The 21221-nt window shown below is 64.0% G+C and carries 22 protein-coding genes and 1 tRNA gene; 16 read left to right on the top strand and 7 right to left on the bottom strand.

Translation table 11 applies throughout. From position 1 onward, the window contains the following. Positions 1 to 89: 89 nt before the first annotated feature. The 5 genes from pcaF to NKI72_RS19455 all read left to right on the top strand — a co-directional run bounded on the left by pcaF (position 90) and on the right by NKI72_RS19455 (position 6240). Complete coding sequence (gene pcaF / locus NKI72_RS19475) at positions 90 to 1295, top strand: 3-oxoadipyl-CoA thiolase (RefSeq protein ID WP_352772203.1); 1206 nt, start codon at positions 90 to 92, stop codon at positions 1293 to 1295. Between the two features lie 152 nt (positions 1296 to 1447). Continuing rightward, positions 1448 to 2479 carry a BMP family protein gene (locus tag NKI72_RS19470; RefSeq protein ID WP_352683733.1) on the top strand — a complete coding sequence of 344 codons (1032 nt, stop codon included), beginning with the start codon at positions 1448 to 1450 and terminating at the stop codon, positions 2477 to 2479. 274 nt (positions 2480 to 2753) lie between these two features. Continuing rightward, positions 2754 to 4244, top strand: a complete 1491-nt coding sequence (locus tag NKI72_RS19465) for an ABC transporter ATP-binding protein (RefSeq protein WP_502898597.1) — start codon at positions 2754 to 2756, stop codon at positions 4242 to 4244. Then, positions 4244 to 5299: an ABC transporter permease gene (locus NKI72_RS19460; RefSeq protein ID WP_352834684.1), complete on the top strand. Its 1056-nt coding sequence runs from the start codon at positions 4244 to 4246 to the stop codon at positions 5297 to 5299. The genes NKI72_RS19465 and NKI72_RS19460 overlap by 1 nt, the downstream gene beginning before the upstream one ends. After that, positions 5296 to 6240 (top strand): ABC transporter permease, encoded by a 945-nt coding sequence (locus NKI72_RS19455; RefSeq protein ID WP_352850519.1) that lies wholly within the window; start codon positions 5296 to 5298, stop codon positions 6238 to 6240. Before NKI72_RS19460 ends, NKI72_RS19455 begins: the two co-directional genes overlap by 4 nt. A gap of 14 nt (positions 6241 to 6254) precedes the next feature. On the opposite strand, the gene NKI72_RS19450 is transcribed toward NKI72_RS19455, so the two are convergent. Next, positions 6255 to 7022: an SDR family NAD(P)-dependent oxidoreductase gene (locus NKI72_RS19450; protein ID WP_352834681.1), complete on the bottom strand. Its 768-nt coding sequence runs from the start codon at positions 7020 to 7022 to the stop codon at positions 6255 to 6257. A gap of 264 nt (positions 7023 to 7286) precedes the next feature. Here NKI72_RS19450 and NKI72_RS19445 point away from each other — a divergent pair, with 264 nt between their 5' ends. Together NKI72_RS19445 and NKI72_RS19440 are read left to right on the top strand one after the other, a co-directional pair. After that, positions 7287 to 7442, top strand: coding sequence for a hypothetical protein (locus tag NKI72_RS19445; RefSeq protein ID WP_023678176.1), 156 nt, complete (start codon positions 7287 to 7289; stop codon positions 7440 to 7442). Between the two features lie 130 nt (positions 7443 to 7572). Further along, positions 7573 to 8520 carry an LLM class flavin-dependent oxidoreductase gene (locus NKI72_RS19440; RefSeq protein ID WP_352834679.1) on the top strand — a complete coding sequence of 316 codons (948 nt, stop codon included), beginning with the start codon at positions 7573 to 7575 and terminating at the stop codon, positions 8518 to 8520. 34 nt (positions 8521 to 8554) lie between these two features. Here NKI72_RS19440 and NKI72_RS19435 read toward each other — a convergent pair whose 3' ends face one another. The 3 genes from NKI72_RS19435 to NKI72_RS19425 are packed head-to-tail and all read right to left on the bottom strand — an operon-like array spanning position 8555 to position 11458. Beyond that, positions 8555 to 9505 (bottom strand): dihydrodipicolinate synthase family protein, encoded by a 951-nt coding sequence (locus tag NKI72_RS19435; RefSeq protein WP_352834678.1) that lies wholly within the window; start codon positions 9503 to 9505, stop codon positions 8555 to 8557. Continuing rightward, entirely contained in the window at positions 9495 to 10490 is a 996-nt protein-coding gene (locus NKI72_RS19430; RefSeq protein ID WP_352834676.1) for a Gfo/Idh/MocA family protein, read from the bottom strand. Before NKI72_RS19430 ends, NKI72_RS19435 begins: the two co-directional genes overlap by 11 nt. Continuing rightward, positions 10487 to 11458: a Gfo/Idh/MocA family protein gene (locus NKI72_RS19425; protein WP_352834673.1), complete on the bottom strand. Its 972-nt coding sequence runs from the start codon at positions 11456 to 11458 to the stop codon at positions 10487 to 10489. The genes NKI72_RS19430 and NKI72_RS19425 overlap by 4 nt, the downstream gene beginning before the upstream one ends. Positions 11459 to 11555: 97 nt before the next feature. Between NKI72_RS19425 and NKI72_RS19420 the strand changes: the two genes are divergently transcribed. The 7 genes from NKI72_RS19420 (at position 11556) to NKI72_RS19390 (ending at position 18721) form a co-directional block, all read left to right on the top strand. Further along, positions 11556 to 12269, top strand: a complete 714-nt coding sequence (locus NKI72_RS19420; RefSeq protein ID WP_352834670.1) for a FadR/GntR family transcriptional regulator — start codon at positions 11556 to 11558, stop codon at positions 12267 to 12269. Positions 12270 to 12301: 32 nt separating this feature from the next. After that, positions 12302 to 13882, top strand: coding sequence for an ABC transporter substrate-binding protein (locus NKI72_RS19415; RefSeq protein ID WP_352834668.1), 1581 nt, complete (start codon positions 12302 to 12304; stop codon positions 13880 to 13882). Positions 13883 to 13948: 66 nt separating this feature from the next. Continuing rightward, positions 13949 to 14908 carry an ABC transporter permease gene (locus NKI72_RS19410; RefSeq protein WP_352681868.1) on the top strand — a complete coding sequence of 320 codons (960 nt, stop codon included), beginning with the start codon at positions 13949 to 13951 and terminating at the stop codon, positions 14906 to 14908. Further along, entirely contained in the window at positions 14908 to 15810 is a 903-nt protein-coding gene (locus NKI72_RS19405; RefSeq protein ID WP_352681866.1) for an ABC transporter permease, read from the top strand. Before NKI72_RS19410 ends, NKI72_RS19405 begins: the two co-directional genes overlap by 1 nt. 18 nt (positions 15811 to 15828) lie before the next feature. Next, positions 15829 to 16746, top strand: a complete 918-nt coding sequence (locus NKI72_RS19400; RefSeq protein ID WP_352681864.1) for a dihydrodipicolinate synthase family protein — start codon at positions 15829 to 15831, stop codon at positions 16744 to 16746. Further along, on the top strand, positions 16743 to 17753 hold the full coding sequence (locus NKI72_RS19395; RefSeq protein WP_352681929.1) for an ABC transporter ATP-binding protein: 1011 nt from the start codon (positions 16743 to 16745) through the stop codon (positions 17751 to 17753). The genes NKI72_RS19400 and NKI72_RS19395 overlap by 4 nt, the downstream gene beginning before the upstream one ends. Continuing rightward, positions 17753 to 18721, top strand: a complete 969-nt coding sequence (locus NKI72_RS19390) for an ABC transporter ATP-binding protein (protein ID WP_352850518.1) — start codon at positions 17753 to 17755, stop codon at positions 18719 to 18721. The genes NKI72_RS19395 and NKI72_RS19390 overlap by 1 nt, the downstream gene beginning before the upstream one ends. Positions 18722 to 18737: 16 nt before the next feature. Here the strand turns inward: NKI72_RS19390 and NKI72_RS19385 are convergent, their stop codons facing one another. From NKI72_RS19385 to NKI72_RS19375, 3 genes are read right to left on the bottom strand one after another with little or no spacing between them, the layout of a single operon-like run. Next, positions 18738 to 19682 carry a haloacid dehalogenase type II gene (locus tag NKI72_RS19385; protein WP_352834661.1) on the bottom strand — a complete coding sequence of 315 codons (945 nt, stop codon included), beginning with the start codon at positions 19680 to 19682 and terminating at the stop codon, positions 18738 to 18740. Then, positions 19624 to 19944, bottom strand: coding sequence for a DUF167 family protein (locus tag NKI72_RS19380; RefSeq protein WP_352834659.1), 321 nt, complete (start codon positions 19942 to 19944; stop codon positions 19624 to 19626). Before NKI72_RS19380 ends, NKI72_RS19385 begins: the two co-directional genes overlap by 59 nt. A gap of 13 nt (positions 19945 to 19957) precedes the next feature. Next, the gene (locus NKI72_RS19375) at positions 19958 to 20248 is read right to left on the bottom strand and encodes a YggT family protein (RefSeq protein WP_023678162.1); all 291 of its coding nucleotides are present in this window, start codon (positions 20246 to 20248) and stop codon (positions 19958 to 19960) included. 165 nt (positions 20249 to 20413) lie between these two features. Between NKI72_RS19375 and NKI72_RS19370 the strand changes: the two genes are divergently transcribed. Both NKI72_RS19370 and NKI72_RS19365 read left to right on the top strand, forming a co-directional pair. Beyond that, positions 20414 to 20489: transfer RNA gene (locus NKI72_RS19370), tRNA-Ala, on the top strand. 243 nt (positions 20490 to 20732) lie between these two features. After that, positions 20733 to 21191, top strand: a complete 459-nt coding sequence (locus NKI72_RS19365; RefSeq protein ID WP_352683710.1) for a hypothetical protein — start codon at positions 20733 to 20735, stop codon at positions 21189 to 21191. The last annotated feature ends 30 nt before the right edge of the window (positions 21192 to 21221 follow it).

Genomic DNA, 21221 nt, shown 5'->3' with positions numbered 1-21221 from the left:
GGCGAGATGTGCTTTCGTCTCAAGGAGAATGCGGCCAACATGGCTGGGTCGGGAGCAGAAATCATCAGCGCAACCGGGAAGGCTGTATAATGGCCGAGGCCTATATCTGCGACTACATCCGCACGCCGATCGGACGCTTCGGCGGTTCGTTGTCGGCGGTCCGTGCCGACGATCTCGGCGCTATACCTCTGAAGGCGCTGGTCGAGCGCAATCCAAACATCGACTGGGCTGCCATCGACGACATCGTCTATGGCTGCGCCAACCAGGCCGGCGAGGACAACCGCAATGTGGCGCGCATGGCGCTGCTGCTGGCCGGCCTGCCGAAGGAGGTTTCGGGCTCGACCGTCAACCGTCTCTGCGGTTCGGGCATGGATGCGGTGATGATTGCTGCCCGCGCCATCAAGGCCGGCGAGGCGGAGCTGATGATATCAGGCGGCGTCGAATCGATGAGCCGCGCTCCGTTCGTGCTGCCGAAGGCAGAGACCGCCTTTTCGCGCAATGCCGAGATTTACGACACCACGATCGGCTGGCGCTTCATCAATCCGCTGATGAAGAAGCAATACGGCGTCGATTCGATGCCGGAGACCGGCGAGAACGTGGCGGAAGAGTTCGCTGTCTCCCGCGCCGACCAGGACGCATTTGCCGTGCGCAGCCAGGACAAGGCTGTAGCCGCACAAGCCAATGGCCGGCTGGCAAAGGAAATCACGCCGGTGACGATCGCGCAGCGCAAGGGCGATCCGGTCGTTGTCGACAGAGATGAGCATCCCCGCGGCGGCACGTCGATCGAAGCGTTGGCCAAGTTGCCGACGCCGTTCCGGCAAGGCGGCACGGTTACGGCCGGCAATGCCTCGGGCGTCAATGACGGCGCCGCGGCGCTGATCGTCGCCTCGGAAGCAGCCGCGAAAAGATACGGGTTGACGCCGATCGCCCGTATCCTCGGCGGTGCCACCGCCGGCGTCGCGCCGCGCATCATGGGCATCGGTCCGGTGCCGGCCACGCAGAAGCTGTGTGCCCGGCTCGGCCTGAAGCCACAACAGTTCGATGTCGTCGAGCTCAACGAGGCCTTTGCCTCGCAAGGCATCGCCGTGCTGCGCCAGCTCGGCATTGCCGAGGATGCGGAGCACGTCAACCCGAATGGCGGTGCCATCGCGCTCGGCCATCCGCTCGGCATGTCCGGCGCGCGCATATCAGGCACGGCGGCGCTGGAGCTGCGCGAACGTAGCGCCCGCTATGCACTTGCCACCATGTGCATCGGGGTCGGCCAGGGGATCGCGGTGGCGCTGGAGAGATTGTGAGCAAGCGTCGATTTGCCGGACCATTTAATGGCGCGTTCCGCCCACTCAAATTTGACCATGTGGACAAAAGCCGGGCACCGTTCCATAGTTCCTTCGCTGATATTCCAGAGAAGAGAGCCGGCTCGACACGGCGCCAATCAGAGGGGCATGCAATGGACAACGGGAAGAGCAGAATCCAATCGAAACGCGAAGAGCTTTCGCGCCGCAACGTGCTGGAGCTGGGCGCGCTCGGCCTGGCGGCGGCGATGCTGCCGGGCAGCGCCTTTGCCAAGACCAAGAAGCTGAAAGTGGCGGCTATCTTCGCCACGCCGATCGAGGAGCCGTGGGACAACCAGATCCACGTTGCCCTGCAGAAGGCCGAGAAGGAACTCGGCATCGAATACAAATGGTCGGAGAAGGTGCAGACGGCCGATTTCAGCCGCGTCATGCGCGAATATGCGCAGGGCGGCTATGAGCTGGTGCTGGGCGATGCCTTCGCCGCCGAGCGCGAATCGCGCAGGACCGCCAAGCAGTTCCCGAAGACCGCCTTCCTGTTCGGCTCCGGCGCCGGGCCGGCCGAGCCGAATTTCGGCGTCTTCGACAACTGGATCCACGAGCCGGCCTATCTGTCCGGCATGATCGCCGGAAAAATGTCGAAATCGGGCACGATCGGCGCCGTCGCGGCGATGGGCATTCCGGAAGTGAACCGGCTGGTCAACGCCTTCTTTGCCGGCGCCAGGGAGGTCAATCCCGACATCAAGAAGAAGGTCGCCTTCATCGGCTCGTTCTTCGATCCGCCAAAGGCAAAGGAAGCGGCGGTCGCCCAGATCGACGCCGGCGTCGACGTCATCTATGCCGAGCGCTTCGGCGTCATCGAAGCGGCGGCGGAGAAGAAGATCCTCGCTATCTCCAACATGTCGGACCAGTCGAGCCTCGGCCCCGACACCGTGATCACCGGGCCGGTCTGGGACATGTATCCGACCGTCGAGCAGGCGATCAAGCTGGTCAAGGCCGGCGTCTTCACCGCGCAGGATTACGGCGATTTCTCGCGCATGGCCAAGGGCGGCTCCTATCTCGCGCCCTACCACAAGTTCGACAAGACGCTGCCGGCCGAGGTCAAGGAACTGGTCGAGAAGAAGAAGGCCGAGATCCTCGACGGCAATTTCCGCGTCGACGTCGATGAGAATACGCCGGTCTCGGACTGAGCGCTGTCTTTTGGGGGTCCGGTGCTTGTCGCACCCCCCTCTGGCCTGCCGGCCATCTCCCCCTCAAGGGGGGAGATTAGCAGCTTCGCCGACAGCACCTCTTCTTCAGCGCTGACGATTTGCGAAAGCCGAAGTGACATCCGATCTCCCCCCTTGAGGGGGAGATGGCCGGCAGGCCAGAGGGGGGTGCAGCGCATTCCCGTCGATCAAACCTGAACCGTAAAGCCAATTCCGATCGGGAGCACCCTTGTCAACGCCTGCCCCTCTCATCGAAATGCGCGGCATCTCCAAGAGCTTTGGCGCCGTCCAGGCGAACGAGGCCGTCGATCTCAGCGTCGCGCCGGGTGAAATCCTCGGGCTGCTCGGCGAAAACGGTGCCGGCAAGACGACGCTGATGAACGTGCTGTTCGGCGCCTATGCGCCCGATGCCGGCGAGATCCTGGTGCAGGGCCGGTCGGTGGCGATCAACAGTTCGGCCGATGCGCTGGCCGTCGGCATCGGCATGGTGCACCAGCATTTTCATCTCGCACCACGGCTTTCGGTGCTGGAGAACCTCTTGATCGGCATTCCCGGCAGATCGGGCCGGATCGACCGCGCCGGCGGGCTGGCGCGGCTCGCCGAGATCGGCCGCCAGCACGGGCTGACGCTCGACCCGGACCTCCCCGTCTCGGCGCTGTCGGTCGGCGAGCAACAGCGGCTCGAAATCGTCAAGGCGCTGTTTCGCGGCGCAAGGCTGCTGATCCTCGACGAGCCGACGGCGGTGTTGGCACCAACCGAGGTCGACGGGCTGTTTTCGGCGCTGCGCTCGATGGCGGCACAAGGGCTCGGCATCATTTTCATCTCGCATAAGCTCAACGAGGTGCGAGCGCTGACGCATCGCTGCGTCGTGCTCCGGCATGGGCGCGTTGCCGGCCGCGTCGATGCGCCGGCCAGCACCACGTCGTCGGAGATGGCGCGGCTGATGTGCGGCCACGAGATCGTGCCTCCGGCCAGAGGACCGTCGATGCCGGGTGCGGCCGTGCTGACCCTCGACGGTATCTCGACATCGCATCATTCCGGCATGGCGCTGCGCGATGTTTCGCTGTCGGTTCGTGGCGGCGAGATCCTCGGCATCGCCGGCGTCTCCGGCAATGGCCAGCGCGCGCTTGCCGAGGTCATCTCCGGCGTGCGTGCGCCCGATGCCGGGAAGATGACCATAGCCGGCAAAACGGTTTCGCGGTTCTCGCCGAGCACAGTGCAGGCGCTCGGCCTCGGCCGCATCCCGGAAGACCGTATGACGACAGGGCTGGTCACCAATCTGCCGCTCGCCGATTCGATGGTGCTGCCGCGCATCGGCACGGCGGCGTTCAGCCGCAACGGCCTGCTCAAGCCGGATGGGATCCGCGCCTTCGCCGAGGCACAGATCAAAGCCTACGATATACGTTGCCCCGGGCCGATGACGCGCGCCGGGGCGCTTTCCGGCGGCAATCTGCAGAAGGCGCTTTTGGCGCGCGAACTCGCCTTCGATCCGAAGGTGCTGATCGTTTCGCAGCCGACTCGCGGCCTCGACATCGGCGCCGCGCGCTTCATCCACGAAAAATTCCTCGACATGCGCGCCAAGCGCTGCGGCATCATTGTCATCGGCGAGGATCTGGAAGAGTTGCTGATGCTCTCGGATCGTATCGCGGTGATGTATGAAGGCCGCATCGTCGGCACGCTGAACAGCGCCGACGCCAGCATCGCCAGACTCGGGTTGATGATGACCGGAGCGGAGGGCCATGCCTGATGTTCCGTCTCGAGGCCCGCACCTCAACGCCCGCCTGGTTCAATCTGGCGCTGCCGCTGCTCGCTATCGGCGCGACGCTGATCCTGTGCAGCGGCCTCATCGCACTGGCCGGCGCCGGCGTCGTCGAGGCTTATGGCGTTATGTTTTCGGCGTCTTTGGGCGACAGCTACGCCATCACCGAAACGCTGGTGCGTGCCGCGCCGATGATCTTCACCGGACTGGCCGTGGCGGTCGCCTTCCGCGCCAAATTCTGGAACATCGGCGCCGAAGGGCAATTGCTGGCTGGTGCGGCGGCGAGCTGTGCCGTCGGTGCAATCCCGATGCCGGGGCCGCTCGCCATGCTGCTGATGGCGCTGGCGGGCGCTGCCGCCGGCGCGGCCGTCGCCCTGATCCCCGCCACGCTGAGGGTAAAATTCAGGGTCGATGACGTGGTCAGCTCACTGCTGCTCAACTCGGTCATTTTCTATGCACTGATGGCGCTGATCGAGGGGCCATGGAAGGACAGTTTCAGCGGCTACCCGATCTCGCCGCCGATCGAGGATACGGCCAATTTTCCGGTGCTGCTCGAAGGCACACGGCTGCATCTCGGCGTCGTCGCGGCGCTGGTCGCGGCACCGGTCATCTGGTTCGTGGTCGCGCGCACCACGCTCGGCTTCCGCATCAGGGTCACCGGCGAAAACCCCGAGGCGGCGCGCTATGGCGGCATCAATGTCGAGCGGGTGCTGATTTCGACGGCGCTGCTGTCTGGCGCATTGGCCGGCCTTGCCGGCGTCGGCGAGGTCGGCGGCGTGCATTTCCAGGTGATGAGCGACATCTCGCCGGGCTATGGCTATTCCGGCATCGTCGTCGCCATGCTGGCGAGGCTCAATCCGCTCGGCGTCGTGCCGGCGGCGATCTTCCTTGCCGCCGTCATGACCGGCGCCGAGGCGATGTCGCGGGCGACCGGCGTTCCGGCCTTCCTCAGCGATGTCATCCAGGGAACGGCGCTGCTCGCCATGCTGGTGGCGCTGCTGTTCACCGCCTATCGCATCCGTCGCGTGGGAATAGCCAAATGAGCGTGGTGCTGGAACAGATCTTCCAGGTCGGCTTCCTGGCCGCCATCATCCGCATCGCCACGCCGCTGGCCTTCGCGACGCTGGGCGAGATGTTCTCCGAGCGCGCGGGGGTGCTCAATCTCGGCATCGAAGGCATCATGCTTTTGTCGGCGATGACCGGCTTCACCGCGGCGAGCCTCAGCGGCAGCCTCTGGCTTGGCGTGCTAGCGGCGGTGCTGACCGGGGCGCTGATGGGCGCCGTGCACGCGCTGTTCACGGTTGCGCTCGGCCTCAGCCAGCATGTCTGCGGCATCGGCGTGACGCTGTTCTCGTCGGGCCTTGCCTATTTCCTCTACCGGCTGATCTTCGGCCAGCAATCGGTGCCACCGAACATCAAGGGGTTCGAGACGCTGCCGATCCCGATCCTGTCCGGCATTCCGGTGCTCGGGCCGGCGGTGTTCAACCAGTTTTCGCTGGTCTACATGGCGATGCTGGCCATTCCCCTGGCCGCCTTCGTGCTCTACCGCACGCCTTGGGGCCTGTCGGTCCGCATGGTCGGCGAAAACCCGCGCGCCGCCGATTCGGCCGGCGTCAGCGTCGTTGCAACACGCTTCCAGGCGGTGATCCTCGGCGGTGCCTTGATGGGACTGGCCGGTGCCTTCCTGTCGATGGCGCAATTCAACGCCTTCACCTTCGGCGTGGTTTCGGGGCGTGGCTGGGTGGCAATCGCGCTCGTCGTTTTCGGCCGCTGGGATCCGTGGCGATCGGCAGGCGCGGCACTGCTGTTTGCCTTCGTCGATGCCCTGCAGTTGCGCATGCAGGCGAGCGGGCTTGGCCATATCCCCTACGAGGCCTTCCTGATGCTGCCGTTCATCTTCACCATCGTCGCTATGGCGGTGATGTCGCGCAATGCGGTGGCCCCGTCGGCGCTGCTCAAGCCGTTCCGGCGCGAAGAGCGGTAGCGGCGCTTCGCCTTTCACATCGCGGTGAAGCCGTTATCGACGAACAGATGGGCGCCGTTGACGAAGCTGGCCTCGTCGCTGGCCAGGAACAGGGCTGCCTTCGCGACCTCTTCCGGCTCGCCGATCCGCCCTTGTTGCGCCGCCATTGCCGCGTCGGAGACATCGACGCCGAGTTTGTCGAGATCGGCGACCTCGCGCAGGCCATGCGGTGTCCTGATGAAGCCTGGACAGACCGCATTGCAGCGGATGTTGCGGTCGCGGAACTCGACGGCGATGGCGCGCGCGAACATGTGGCAGGCGCCCTTGGTGGTGTCGTAAAGCACCTCCATCGGCGTCGCCGCCACCGCCGAGATCGACGAGGTGCAGACGATGGAACCACCGCCGGCGGCGATCATGCCGGGCAGCACGGCGCGCGCCATCAGGAACATCGAACGCACATTGACGGCATGCAGCCAGTCCCATTCCTGCAGCGTGGTCTCCAGGAAGGGTTTGATGACGAGGGTGCCGGCGTGGTTGAACAGAACCGTGACCGGGCCGAATTTTTCCGTCGCGCCCTTCACCGCCGCTTCGACCTGTGCCTCATCCGATACGTCGGCGACCCAGTGTTCGGCGACATGGCCGCGTTGCCTGATTGCCGCTGCGGTGGCCGCCGCCGCTTCGCCGTTGCGGTCGACGATCGCCACCTTGGCGCCCTCGGCCGCGAAAAGCTCCGAGGCCGCACCGCCCATTCCTGTCGCGCCACCCGAAATGATGGCGACCTTGCCGGCCAGTCTTGTCCCCATGGTTTGCTCCCTGCTGCCTTGCCGTGACGTCGCGGCTTTCCGCTGAAGCGATGCTATCCCTCATCCATTGGATGGCCAAGGAGCCACAGACACATGGACCTGACGTTTCCTGCCGTCACCCCGGCATGCCGCAAAAGGCAGCGCTAAGCAGTAAAAGCACTAACTTGTCCGCCGTTTGGAGAAAATTGTTCTAAGGATCGCGCGAAAATAGCACTCGACAAAGTCTACTGATTTTATAGATTAAGCGCCGAGACGGAGGTCGATATGTCCTATAGCCAGAACGCTCAGACTGCCCGCAAAGGCCAAAGGCTGGGTTCCGACCAGGTGTGGCGGCCGGCCTATGCCGGTGCTTTCGCCTATCTCGTCTTTGCCCTTGCGTTTGTATTCACCGGGGCAGTGGTACTGGGGCTGATCCCCTGATTGTCAAGGCTCTGATCATCGAGGCTTCCTCGGGATAGCGGCCTGCCGTTTGCAGAAATTCCGGAGTTGATGAACCGAATGCCGGTGTGCATTTGCGCGCCCTGATTCCAACGTGATGGAGGAGATGGCAATGCCGATCGAGTTCACGCATGTTCCCGGTAAGATCCACGCTGCCGACGCCAGCTTTTTCTATGACTTTGTCGAGACCGCGACGAAGCTGTCACTGATCGAGGATGCTGGATTCCAGAGGATCGTCATCGACGACCAGGCCGGGCTGCTGACCAATATGGACCTTGCCGCCCAGACGCTGGACCGGACCTCGTCCCTGGAGGTCGTGCTCACGCATTGGGCAGGCGTGATCGAACCAACCGTGGCGGCGCGGCAGCTCGCTGCCCTCGACGCGAGAAGCGGTGGCCGGCTGTCGCTCAGGATGCTCAGCGAGCCGCTGAGCGACGACGATGCCGAGGCACGTCCGGCCGGCCACACAGTGGTCTGGCAACGCATTGATGAATATCTGGTGCTGCTGAAGCGGTTGTGGTCGAACGACAGGCCGTTCGACCATGAAGGCACCTTTTACAGCATCAAAGGCGGCTATGTGCCGCGCAAGGGGCCGCATGGTGCCGATGTGACCATCCGCATGGGCGGGCAGTCGGGCACTGCGCTCAGGGTCGCGGGCAGGCATGCGGACGTGTTCGAGCTGGCGCCTGGCTCGCTTGCAGAAATTCACCAGTCAATGGAGCGCGTACGCGGCGCTGCTGCCGAACACGGCCGGGCCGGCAAGCTGCGTTTCGCGCTTCCCGTCCGAATCCGTTCGGAAGACAAATCGGCCGCTTCCTGCCAGAAGGCGCTCGAACTTGCCGGGCCGCCGGCGCAGGTCGCGCTGTCGCTGCTTTCCTACGCCGCTTTGGGGATCAAGGAGTTCATGATCGTCGGCGTCGACAGGCCACGCGAGATTGCGACCGCCGGCCGCGAGGCGATCGCGCTCTTGCGCAATTCACTGGCACGGCGCGAGGCCGATGTCCCTCAGCCGGGGGCGTTTGCGTCACGCGCGACACAGGGAGCACGCGCCGGCTGCTGAAGAGCCACCGTCGTCCCGCGCCTTGGTGACGGGTCTACCACCATTCCGGGAAAGCCGCGTAAGCGGCCTTGGCCAGCGTCGGGATCTCCTCGTCGGGAACCGAGTTGTAGGGCCAGAGCAATCGCGGACCGAGCGGCGCCCAGCCGCCGGCCGCCGCCATCGCCTTGTCGAGTGCTGCATCGCTGACATCGTAACGGGTGCGAAACGGTAGAACATGTGCGGCGAGGAACGCCCATATGCGGGCCTCGACCTCGGCAGCTGCGACCATGTCGGTGCGGATCATCTGCCACCACTGCACCGCGCCCTTCGGGTTGAGGCAGGCAACGTTGGAATAGCTGCCATGGGCACCTCCAGCATAGCCTGTTGCCAGCGTGTGGCCGGGGACGAAGACGGAAAATCCGTCCAGTTTGCGGCGCATGTCGGCATACCAGCCGGCGTCGCCGCCCGGCAGCTTGGCGCCGACCAGCGATGGCACGGCCGCACGCAGACTGGCGATGCCGTCGAGCGTCAGGTGGCGCTTGGCGTGCGGCGGATTGTAGAGCACCAGCGGTGTTTCAGGCGCGGCCTCGCACAGGCCGCCGGCAAAGCGCATGACCTCGTCGTCGCTGGGCGGCCACCAGTCGGGCAGCGTGAACTGCACCGCCGCCGGGCGAAGTCCGGCGACCCGCGTCAGTCGCTCGAGCGCGACGCGCGGATTGGACTGGCTGATGCCGATCTGGAAAGGAAGGCGCGCGCGGCCGGCTATGGTTGCGACCAACTCACAAAGCCGGTCGAATTCGGGCTCGGTCTGGCAATGGAATTCGCAGGCCGTGCCATTGGAATAGACGCCGTCGATGCCTGAGGCGCAGAGCCGGGCGATCGTCTCTTCCGTCGCCTGCCAGTCGATCGCTCCGCGATCGTCGATGGCCAGCATCACCGCGCCCCAGATGCCGCGCGGTGCGTGTGCGGGCAAGCGGGCCAGATGGTCGTCGAGGTCAGCGTCCACCGGCGATCTCGTGTTCGCGGCGGGTTTCGTTCGACGCGAAGGCAGCCTCGATAATGGCGACGATCTTGCGCGCATAGATGCCGTCGACCGGCACCGGCGTGTCATCGGCAATGGCATCGCGCATTGCGCTCCATTCGCGCACCAGCGCGTTATGCATCCAGTTCGGCTCAAAGGAACCGGGCAGCTCGGTCCAGACCGTCTCGCGGCCAAGCATGGTGCCGCGGTCCATGTCGATGCGCAGCGTTCCCCGCTCGCAGACCAGATCCATGGCATAGGTGGTGGCGCCGGTGCGATAGCCGACGCTCTGCACCTGGCCGATGCCGCCGCCGGCGAAGCGCAATCCGAGCAGAGCGCTGTCGTCTGCTTCCTGGTCATGGAACTTGGCGCCGAGCATGCCGCTCACCGACACGACATCGTCATCCATCAGCCAGACCAGGCGATCGACCGCGTGGATGCCGGCCGTCAACAGCATGCCGCCGCCGGTCGCCTTGCGCAGATGCCAGTCGCGGCGATTGTGCTCCATCCACAGCTTGATGATCCAGCTCGATCCGGCGAGCGGCCGGCCGAGCTCGCCTTCCTCCAGAATTTGCCTGGCCGCCATGCAGGGCAGGGCGAAATGCATCAGGTGGGCGACCATCAGCTTGACGCCATCCTTGGCCACGGCGGCGTTGATCGCATCGCAGGCAGCCACCGTCGGCGCCATAGGTTTTTCGAGCAGGATATGCTTGCCGGCCTTTGCCGCGCCGATGGCCATTTCGGCATGGAGATGGTGCGGGCTGGCAATGAGGACCGCATCGACCTCCTTGTCGTCCAGCAGCCTTCGCCAGTCCGCGTAGCCGCGGCCGCCATGTTCAGCGGTGAATTGCTGCAGTGCGTCGGCATTTCCTCGAGAGGCGGCGACGAGGCGAATGCCGCCAACCTCACGGATTGCCCGCGCATGGGCTGCGCCGAAATCGCCGGCGCCGATAATTCCTATTCCAATCATGGTCCTGCCTTTTGATAAGCGGCGTCGATCAGCGACATCGCCGCAACATAATCTTCGATGGACACCGGCGGAGGCGCCTTTCTGGCCAGCCGGTCAAGCGTATCGCGTATGAACAGACGGTAGCGCGTTGCCGGCAGTTCGACCGGCAAGTCGACGATTGCCGCGTCGTCGAGCGTTGCGCAGATAACATGGTCGCCATGATCGATGAGGGTGGCATTGGCACTGACGATGCGCCACTCGAAGTCACCGCCGGGGCGCATCGAAGCAAAGGAGTAACCGGCCTCGACGATGAACAGCGCGCCGGCCTCGTCTTCCAGCACCAGAAGTGCGTGATCCTCGACCGGGCCGGGATGGATGCGGTTCGCGATCGAAACGCTTTTCAGGCCGAGTTTGCCGGTTGCGAGGCTGAGTGCCGCGTCGACGCCGTGTATGCCGAGATTCCTCAACGCACCCCCGCCACCAACCGCCGGGTCGAGCACCCAGGCGACACCGTCGGCGATGTAGCGTTGCGGTGGGCCGTTGACCAGCCGGAACTGGCAATGCGCCACGGGGCCGGCGCGACCTTGCCGGCGCAGCCGTTCAAGGCCGGCAACGGCCGGCCCGAAACGGTTGGGCAGGGGAACAGCGACAAAAGCCTGGTACTGCCTGGCAAGGTCGCGCAGCGCCATCAGTTCCCTCGTATGGCTGGCCGCCGGCTTCTCCAGGATCAGCGGTATCCTTGCCGCGATGATCGCACGTGCCCGCGCCGGCACCATCGAAGGGTGCCCCATCAACAGGATCACATCCGGCGGGCTGGAGAGTATCTCCTTGAAATCTTCGATAAACGGCAGGTCGTGGTGCGCGGCGAACGCATGCGCTTGGCCAGGGTTCTCGTCCCAGATACCGGCGATCTCCGCACCGTGAAAGCGTGCGGCGTCGAGGTGCATTTCGGCGTGCCAGTGGCTCGAGCCGGCGAGGATAATCTTCATTCGGAGGCAGCACGTTTGCTATGGGCTTGCAGGATATCCTACAAGTAGCTATACGACAAGCGGCGGGCAAGCTTCAGCGGATGATGAAAGCAGTGGGATGGCGGAACTGAAGTCGATCGAACCGTTGAGCAGACCACCGCTGCTGCACGTCACCGTGCAGGAAAGCCTCAGGGCCTATATCGAAAGCAACCAGCTCAAGGCCGGCGATCCTTTGCCGCCGGAGACGTTCCTGGCGCAGCGGCTCGGCGTCGGCCGCAACTCCGTGCGCGAAGCCATCAAGGCGCTGGAATCGATCGGCATCCTGGAGACGCGACGCGGCATCGGCGTGTTCGTCAAGGAGTTCTCGTTCAAGCCGCTGCTGGACAACCTGGCCTACGGTTTGCAGGATTCGCTGCGCGACGTCGAAGAGCTGCGCGAAATCCGTCGCGTGCTGGAAACCGGCCTCATCGCCAAGACGATCGAGATGATCAGCGCCGAAGATATCGAAGCGCTGCGCCAGTTGACCGAGCGCATGCGGCAACGTGCCGAGCGCCATGAGAGCTTCGCCGAAGAGGACCAGCAATTCCATCAGCTGCTGTTCCGCTGCCAGAACAATCGCATGCTGAGCGCGCTGATCGACATCTTCTGGATGGCGTTCAACAAGGCCTCGAATTTCACCAATCTCGACAATCCGACGCCGCTGGCGACATGGCGCGACCATCACGAGATCGTCGAGGCTGTCGCCGCCAAGGATGTCGACCAGGCGCGTCGGCGGCTCGATGACCATTACCGGGGGATCCAGCGGGTTATCGCCAAAAACCGAGCAAGCTGAAGAACAACCTGACTATGCCAAGGGAGGAAACCATGCGCATCAGGACCATCGCATTCTCAGTCGCCGGGCTGCTGCTCGCCAGCATTGCCCCATTGACCAGTGTCCAGGCACAAAGCGCCAAGACCATTGCGGGCGGCTTCGACGTCGGCCCCGGCGGTTTTCCCAAGAACTTCAACCCGCTGGTCGCGACCGGCGGCTACACCTGGCTCAGCACCTATTTTGAACCGCTGGTCATCTACAATGCCGGGCTGACCGAGATCGAAGGCGACCTCGCCAAGGACTACAAGATCAGCGACGACCAGCTGAGCTATACGTTCAACCTGGTCAACGAGACCTGGCACGACGGCAAGCCGTTCACCTCGAAGGACGTCAAGTTCACCCTCGAGCTTGCCAGGAACAAGGCCTCCGGCAGCCTGTTTGCCGCCCGCCTCGCCGACATCGCCTCGATCGATGCGCCGGATGACCACACCGCAGTGGTGAAGCTATCGAAACCGAACGGCTCGTTTCTATCCATCCTCTCGCAGCTGATGATCCTGCCGGAGCATGCCCTGGCCGCTCTGCCGCCGGAATCGCTGGCGACAAGCACCTGGTGGTCGACCACACCGGTCGGCACCGGCCCGTTCAAGTTCAAGCGCTACGTGACCGACCAATATGTCGAACTGGCAGCCGATGACGATTATCGCGGCGGCAAGCCGAAGGTAGACGTGCTCATCAACCGCTATTTCGAGTCGCCGGCGGCGGCCGTTGCCGCACTCCGTGCCGGCGAAATCCAGTTCACCTATGTCGAGCCCGACGATGCGGCATCGTTCAAGAGCGACAGCAATTTCAAGGTGATCGAAGGTGCCTCGTACGTGGTCAACTATATCGGCCTGAACCAGAAGGTCGACCTGTTTAGGGATATCCGTGTCCGCCAGGCGATCATGTACGCGATCGATCGCAACGCCATCATCGACAGCCTCTACGGCGGTGCCGCCGAGCCAGCCAATTGCGGCTATGTCGCGCCGCATCTCGTTCCCGCAGGCCTCGAACCCTATGCCTACGATCCGGCAAAGGCCAAGGCGCTGCTGAGCGAGGCCGGCTGGGACAAGATCAACGGCGACAAGCCGATCACCTTGCTGACCTATTACGGCTCGCCGCAAGCGGCCAATGTGATGGCCGCTGTCCAGTCGATGCTGGCCGAGGTCGGCATCAATGTGGTGCCGCGGGTCGTCGATACGCCGACCTACAACGGCATCGTCTACAAGCAAGGCACGCCGGACTGGAACGCCTTTCCGATGGTCTATGCCGGCCTGCAGAACGGCCCCAACCCGGCCGGCCTCAATCCCGGCCTCAACAAGTCGCAGATCCCGCCGGCAGGCTTCAACACCATGCGCATCGAGTTCGACGATCTGAGCACCGCATTGGACGCCGCGCTAGGCCAAACCGATCCGGCCAAGCTCGATCAATCCTGGCAGGGGGTCTGCAAGGTGATGAACAAGGAGCTACCCTGGGCGACGTTGTGGGTGGCCAACCGCTATGGCGTAGCCTCCAACAAGCTGCATGACTTCGTCTGGACGCCGGCGCCGGGCGGCGGCCCCTACGCAGCTCACCCCGAGCGCTGGGACATCCAGTAAGAAACCCGCAAGCAAGCGAGCAGGCGGGACCACTTTGCCGCCGCCTGCCACCGCCACGGAAAGCCCATGTTGAGCTTCATCGCCCGCCGCAGCGCCACAGGATTGCTGATGCTGGTCGCGCTCAGCGTCCTCATCTTCATCCTGTTGCGGCTGGCGCCGGGCGATCCGATCGACGCCTATATCAACCCATCGGTCCCCATGTCGGCTTCCGACCTCGAGGGCCTGCGCGAACGGCTCGGGCTCGATCGGCCGCTTCCCGTGCAATATCTCGCCTGGCTGCGCGCGGCGCTGAGCGGTGACTTCGGCTATTCGATCCAGCGCAGCGGCGTTGCCGTGCTGCCACTGGTCATGGAACGCATCGGCCCGACGGCGCTGCTGATGGGTACGGGCCTGGCGATCGCCATCGTGCTCGGCATTTCCGCCGGCATTTTCAGCGCGGTGCGCCGTAACGAACCATCCGACATCGCGCTGTCGGTGCTGTCGTTTATCGGTATCTCCAGCCCGGCTTTTCTGACAGCGCTGCTCGGTCTCTATTTCTTCTCGGTGCTGCTGCGCTGGGCGCCGTCCGGCGGCATGCAGACCGCGGGTGCGCCGTTCTCGGCGACGGATGTGCTTGCGCACCTCGTCCTGCCCGCCTGCCTGCTGTCCGTCGGCCATGCCGCGGTGATCATGCGTTACATGCGCGCCTCGCTGCTGGAAGTGCTCAACCAGGATTACGTGCGGACGGCGCGTGCCAAGGGCGTGCGCGAGTTCTGGGTGATCATCAAGCACGCGACCCGCAATGCGCTCTTGCCGGTCATTACCTTGATCGGCTCGACTGTCGGCATCGCCATCGGCGGCGCCATCTTCCTGGAAAGCGTGTTCAACTGGCCGGGCATGGGACTGCTTCTGGTCAACGCCGTCGGCACCCGCGATTACCCGGTGATCATGGGCGCTACCCTGGTGATCGGCGTTTGCGTCATCCTGGTCAACCTGTTGACCGACGTCGTCTATGCCGTCGTCGACCCGCGCATTCAGGTGGCATGATGGCAATCACGGCGCCAGATCCTACAGTTGACCCGACAGCCGTGCCGCAAACCAAAGGCCCGCTTCGCCGCGCGCTCGACCGCTTTTTTGAAAACCGCGCGGCGCGTGCCGGGCTTTTGGTCGTCATCCCGATCCTGCTGGCGGTTTCGACGTATCCTTTGTGGTGGGCGTTCGGTCCTAACACCATCGACCTCCGAGCAATGAACAAGGCGCCGTCGGCCATTCATTGGCTGGGCAGCGACGGCGTCGGGCGCGACGTCATGGCCCGGTTGCTGCAAGGCGGGCGGATCTCATTGCTGGTTGCCGTCAGCTCGGTCGCCATCTCCACCGTCATCGGCTTCCTGGTCGGTGCCGTCGCCAGCTTTGGCGGGCGTCTTGTCGACGGCACGGTGATGCGCCTGGTCGACCTGGCGATGACGCTGCCGCCGGTGATCTTCCTGCTGGTGCTGGCTTCGATCGCCGGCACCGGCATCGCCCCGACCATCCTGGTGATCTCGCTGCTCTCCTGGCCGGTGCTGTCGCGCATGGTGCGTGCCCGGCTGCTCGAACTGCGCGAGCGCGACTTTGTCGTCGCCGCCCGCGGCATGGGGGCAGGGCTGCCGCATCTCTTGTTCCGGCACGGCCTGCCCAATTGCATCGATATCCTGGTCGTCTACGCCACCTTACAGATCGCCAACGCCATCCTGCTCGAGGCCGGCCTGTCCTTCCTCGGCCTCGGCATCGCACCGCCCGAAGCCAGCTGGGGCAACATGCTCAATCTCGCCCGCTCCACCGTCGTGCTTGAAAATTACCCCTGGCAATGGATGTTCCCGGGCGCCGCACTGGTGCTCACCGTGCTCGCCATCAACTTCATCGGCGACGGCCTGCGCGATGCATTCGACCCCCGCTCCGATCTCAACTGACCTCAAAGGTTCATCAAAATGCCCCTGTTTACCGGCGTCGTGCCACCTGTCGTCACCCCGCTCAATGCCGATTTCAGCATCGACTTCCCGTCGTTCACCCGCACTATCGAGAACCTGCTCGACGGTGGTGTTCACGGGCTGTTTGTGCTCGGCTCGACCAGCGAGGTGGTCTTCCACGACGAGGCGGGCCGCAGGGCCATCCTCGAGCACGCGGTCAAGGTCAATAACGGCCGGGTTCCGATCTTCGCTGGGGTCATCGACCCGACTACCGACCGCGTCATCAACCACGCCCGGATCGCCAGATCGGCCGGCGCCGACGCCATCGTCGTCACCGCGCCGTTTTATACCCGCACCAGCCAGCCGGAGATCGGCGACCACTTCCGCTATATCAAGGATGCGATCGACATTCCGGTCATCGCCTACGATATCCCGGTCTGCGTTCACATCAAGCTGGAGCGCAAGACCACGGTCGGCCTCGCCAGGGAAGGCGCCATCGCGGGCATCAAGGATTCCAGCGGCGATGACGGCAATCTGCGTTACGTGCTCAAGGACATGGCCGACGATCCCAGTTTTTTCGGCATGACCGGTTCCGAGATCCTGGTCGACAGTGTGCTGGCGATGGGTGCGCATGGCGTCGTGCCGGGCCTCGCCAATGTCGACCCGCATGGTTATGTCAGGCTGTGGAAGCTGACGCAGGCGGGCCAGCATGCCGAAGCCCGCCTGGAGCAGGAGCGGTTGTTGAAACTGTTCGAGATCGTCTGGATCTCGCTCGGCAGGACCAGCGCCGGCTCGGCCGGCGTCGGCGCCTTCAAGGCGGCGATGAAGAGCCTCGGCATCATCGCCTCGAACACCATGGCGCGGCCGCAACGCAGCCTGAACGAGGAGGAAACCGCGAAGGTCGACGCGATCCTTCGCGATGTGGGGCTGCTCCGCTGAGCGTCGCGCCGATCCTCTCGATTTCCGGCCTGCGCTCGGTGTTCCGCATCGCGGGCCGCGACATCGCGGCGGTAAGGGATGTCGACCTGACGATCGGTGCCGGCGAGACGGTGGCGCTCGTCGGCGAATCCGGATCCGGCAAATCCGTCACCAGCCTGTCGATCATCGGCCTGTTGCCGAAAAGGGTCGGACATATCGCAGAGGGGTCGATCGCGCTGCGGCGCAAGAACGGCACGGTCACCGAGCTGACCAGCCTCGATGCCGAGTCGCTGCGCAAGATACGCGGCAACGAGATCGGCATGGTGTTCCAGGAGCCGATGACCAGCCTAAACCCGGTCTACACGATTGGCGAGCAGATCGCCGAACCGATCCGCATCCATCTCGGCAAATCGCACCGCGAGGCAGAAGCAGACGCGGTGCGGCTGCTGGAACAGGTCGGCATTCCCGATCCGAAGCGGCGGGCGCGGCAATATCCACACGAACTTTCGGGCGGGATGCGCCAGCGTGCTACCATAGCCATGGCCCTGTCCTGCGATCCAGGCTTGCTGATCGCCGACGAGCCGACGACCGCGCTGGACGTCACCATACAGGCCCAGATCCTCGATCTTTTGGCCGAACTGCAGGCGCAGCGCGGCATGGGCATCCTGTTCGTCACCCACAATCTCGGAGTCGTCGCCGAAATCGCCGACCGGGTGGCGGTGATGTATGCCGGGCGTATCGTCGAATCGGGTCCGGTGAGCGAGGTGTTCACCCGTCCGCGCCATCCCTATACCGCAGGGTTGATGCGCTCGGTGCCGCGGCTCGGCCAGGCCACGGCGCTGAAGGCGGCGGGAACGCCGCTGCCGACCATTGCCGGAAATGTTCCGTCGCTCGCCTTGCTGCCCAAGGGCTGTTCCTTCGCGCCGCGTTGCCCGATGGCTATCGCTGCCTGCCGCGCCGCGGTCCCGCCATTGTTTGGGGCGACGCCGACCCAGCAAAGCCGCTGCCTGCGTTGGGAGGAGCTCTGATGGCCGACGCCCCTTTCCTCGCTGTCAAAAACCTGACCAAGCATTTTGCGCCGACAGCGTTCTCGCGCGGACCCGTCGTAAGGGCGTTGGAGGATATTTCTTTCGATATCGGGCGTGGCCAGGTGGTCGGTCTGGTCGGCGAATCCGGCTCCGGCAAGACGACGATCGGCCGCTCGGTGCTGCGTCTGATCGAGCCGACATCCGGCCAAATCAGCTATGACGGCACCGACATCACCAGGCTGGGTGCCGCCCAGTTGCGCCGCCAGCGCCGCAAGATGCAGTATATTTTCCAGGATCCCTTCGCCAGCCTGTCGCCGCGCATGACGATCGGGCAGATCCTCACCGAAGGCCTGGACATTCAAGGCATCGGCAAGAAGTCCGAGCGGCGGGTGAAGGCCGAGAAGGCACTTGCCGCGGTCGAGTTGCCGGTCGACGCCTATGACCGCTACGCCCATGAATTTTCGGGCGGCCAGCGCCAGCGCATCGGCATCGCCCGGGCGCTGACGCTCGAGCCGGAATTCATCGTTGCCGACGAGCCGGTCTCGGCACTCGACGTCTCGATCCAGGCGCAAATCATCAATCTGTTGCGCGACCTGCAGCTCCGGCTCGGCCTGACCATGCTGTTCATTTCGCACGATCTGGCTGTCGTCGAGTACATCTGCGACACGGTCATCGTGCTCTATCTCGGGCGCATCATGGAGGTTGCGCCGGCGGCCGAGCTTTATGCCCGTCCCCAGCATCCCTACACGCGCGCACTGCTGTCAGCCATTCCGTCGCTCGATCCGCTGGCCAGGCAAAGCCGGCAGGTGCTCAAAGGCGATATTCCAAGCCCGGCAAACCCGCCGTCGGGCTGCGTTTTCCCAGCCCGTTGCCCGTTCGCGCTGGAAGCTTGCGCCGGGGCTGTACCGCCGCTGAGGGCGACAGCCGAGGGCCATCTGAACGCCTGCATCCGCGACGACATCGCTTAGGTTTTCTGCCCTCGGCCTACGGGAGAACTTGGGCGAGATGGACAAGGTCGTCGGCCACAAAGTCCCAGCTCTCAAGAGGCGAGAGATCGGTCGTCTGCGTCGGGCCATGCTCTTTTGGCCGAGCAACAAAGGCGGTTCCGATACCGCATTTTCGTGCCGCGGCCAGGTCGTCATTGTGCGCGGCGATTAACACGGCCTCCGCAGGTCGCACCCCCAGGATCTCCACTGCGCGGAGATAAGCCTGCGGCGCAGGCTTGTAGGTGCCGAACACATCCGAGCCAAGGACGGTGTCCCAAGGCAGGCCGGCGCGCTTGGCCATATCCAGCAACAGCCGGGTATTGGCCCCTGATAAGGGCACGATGATGAAGCGTTCCTTCAGCCTCGCAAGGCCTTTCAGCGAATCGGGCCACGGCTCCAGCCGGTGCCAGGCGAGGTTGAGTTCCTCAAGTTCGGCGGTCGGCAGCTCGGATGGGGCCAGCCCGAACTGGACGAGGGTGGCGTCCAGATTCTCCCTGTTGATTACGTCAAGTGACACGAAAGGCCGCTGCCCCGTCCGCATCGCCTCGGTCGAGGCGTCATAGCGCGACGCCCACGCATCGGCGAATTCACCGGGATCGACCTGCTCTGCACCAACTCGCGCGAGGAAGGCGCCGGCCTCCCTTGCGATACCGCTGCGCCAATCAACGACGGTTCCCAGAACATCGAAGAATAGGACTCGAGTAGTGGTCATTGAGCTTTCCTCCGACCTCATTGAAACGTCGCCGACGCCAACCCATATGCAATGCGCGTCGGATGTTTCCTCCCATTCGTCCGGCGCGTTCCCCTCTGAAGGTTTTCGACCTTCACATCTGGCCGGGCTTTGCAGCCCGGCCTTTTTTTGCGGGTAAGTGAGCCAGCCGAGATCATGGCGCAGGTGTGCCCAGCGTATCGATGCGTTTCGCCAGCGCCGCGGGATCGCCAAGCACGCGCAGCGCCTTCAGCCGAGCTGTGCCGCCGGCAGCGATCGAGACGCCCGATGCCGGCACCCCAAGCGCCTTGGCTACCAGCCTTTCCAGCGCTCGATTGGCGGCTCCGTTTTCCGGCACGGCGCGGACGCGAGCCTTCAGATGGCTTCGTCCATCCGCCGATGTTTCGATGCCTTCCAGCCTGTCCATCGCTGATTTCGGCGTCAGCCGGACAAACAGGTCGATGCCGTCGGCGCGCGTGCGGAACGGCGCACTCATCGACGCTCTGGGCTCAGACGACCAGCGAAAGCACGGTGGTGAGCAGGAACTGCCGGATGAAGAACAGGATCAGCAGCAGGATGATCGGCGAGATGTCGATGCCGCCGAGGTCGGGCATGAAGCGGCGGATCGGCCGCAGCGCCGGCTCGGTCAGCCGATAGAGCATGTTGCTGATGGTGTCGACGAACTGGTTGCGGGAGTTGACGACGTTGAAGGCGTAGAGCCAGGAAAATATCGCCGAGGCGATGATGATCCACCAGTAAAGGTCAAGCGCCATGACAATGGTCTGAATGAGGGCGATCATGCCGGTCTCCGATTGTTGCCGACATGTAGCCACTGTAGGTGAAAGCGGCAAGAGCCGCCTTCTGCCGCATGGGCGAGGGCGCACGAACGGCCGAGCGGCATTTCGGCAGCAAGCGCAGCCTTGACAGGAAACCGCAGCGGCCGATAAAAGCCCCATCCGCTGGACGGGGCTGTAGCTCAGCTGGGAGAGCGCGTCGTTCGCAATGACGAGGTCAGGAGTTCGATCCTCCTCAGCTCCACCAGCGGATTTTTTCCGACCCTTTGCCTGGATGAATTCCAAGGAAGTCCTCCTTGGATTCACGGCGTCTCTCAGACGAAGCTCGCGAACGCATTGCAGGCCTGCTGGCGGCTTGGCACTATCGTTGCCGGGTGGATTCACATCGGCGACGTAAAGACCCTCTACAGCAGTAGCGTATGCGGCCTATTGCCACTGCGCCTCGTCCTTGCCAGACTTGGTCCGTCTTCAAAACCGAGGGGAATTCACCATGACCAGCACGACAAGGCGTGATTTTGTAGGTCTTACAGGAATGGCAGCGACTGCCCTGGCCGGTGCTGTTGCAACACGAGCTACCGCCGCGGAAAGCGATGTAGCGCCATCGTTCGATGAGGTTCTTCAAGAGTACAACCAAAACAACACAGAAAGGACTAGATCAAAGCTGGCGATCTATGTGGTGCTTTCTCATCTGCACGCCAGTCTCGAGGAGGAATTTAGCGACCTTGGGTTAGAGCTGCCTTTAGGGAAAAAGGCCTTGCCATCGAACCTGCCGGCCAATTTCGCCGACGCGCAGGTTGCACCCCTTCCTTGGCTCTTTAAGCCCTCGGAAGTTACCGACCACGAACGAAACGGCTATGCGGCGATTGCAATGCGAATGAACGCAGTGATGGCAAGACACACCGCCGACGTGAGTGTCGGGGTTTCGCATATCATGTCGCACAAGGGATAACCGCGACCTTGCCGGCGAGAACGGCACGTC

Origin of the sequence: Mesorhizobium sp. M0437 (genome assembly GCF_040321335.1) — a bacterium.
Lineage (GTDB): Bacteria > Pseudomonadota > Alphaproteobacteria > Rhizobiales > Rhizobiaceae > Mesorhizobium.
Note: the sequence above shows the minus strand (reverse complement) of the source record. Positions and strands in the feature narration are given on the sequence as shown.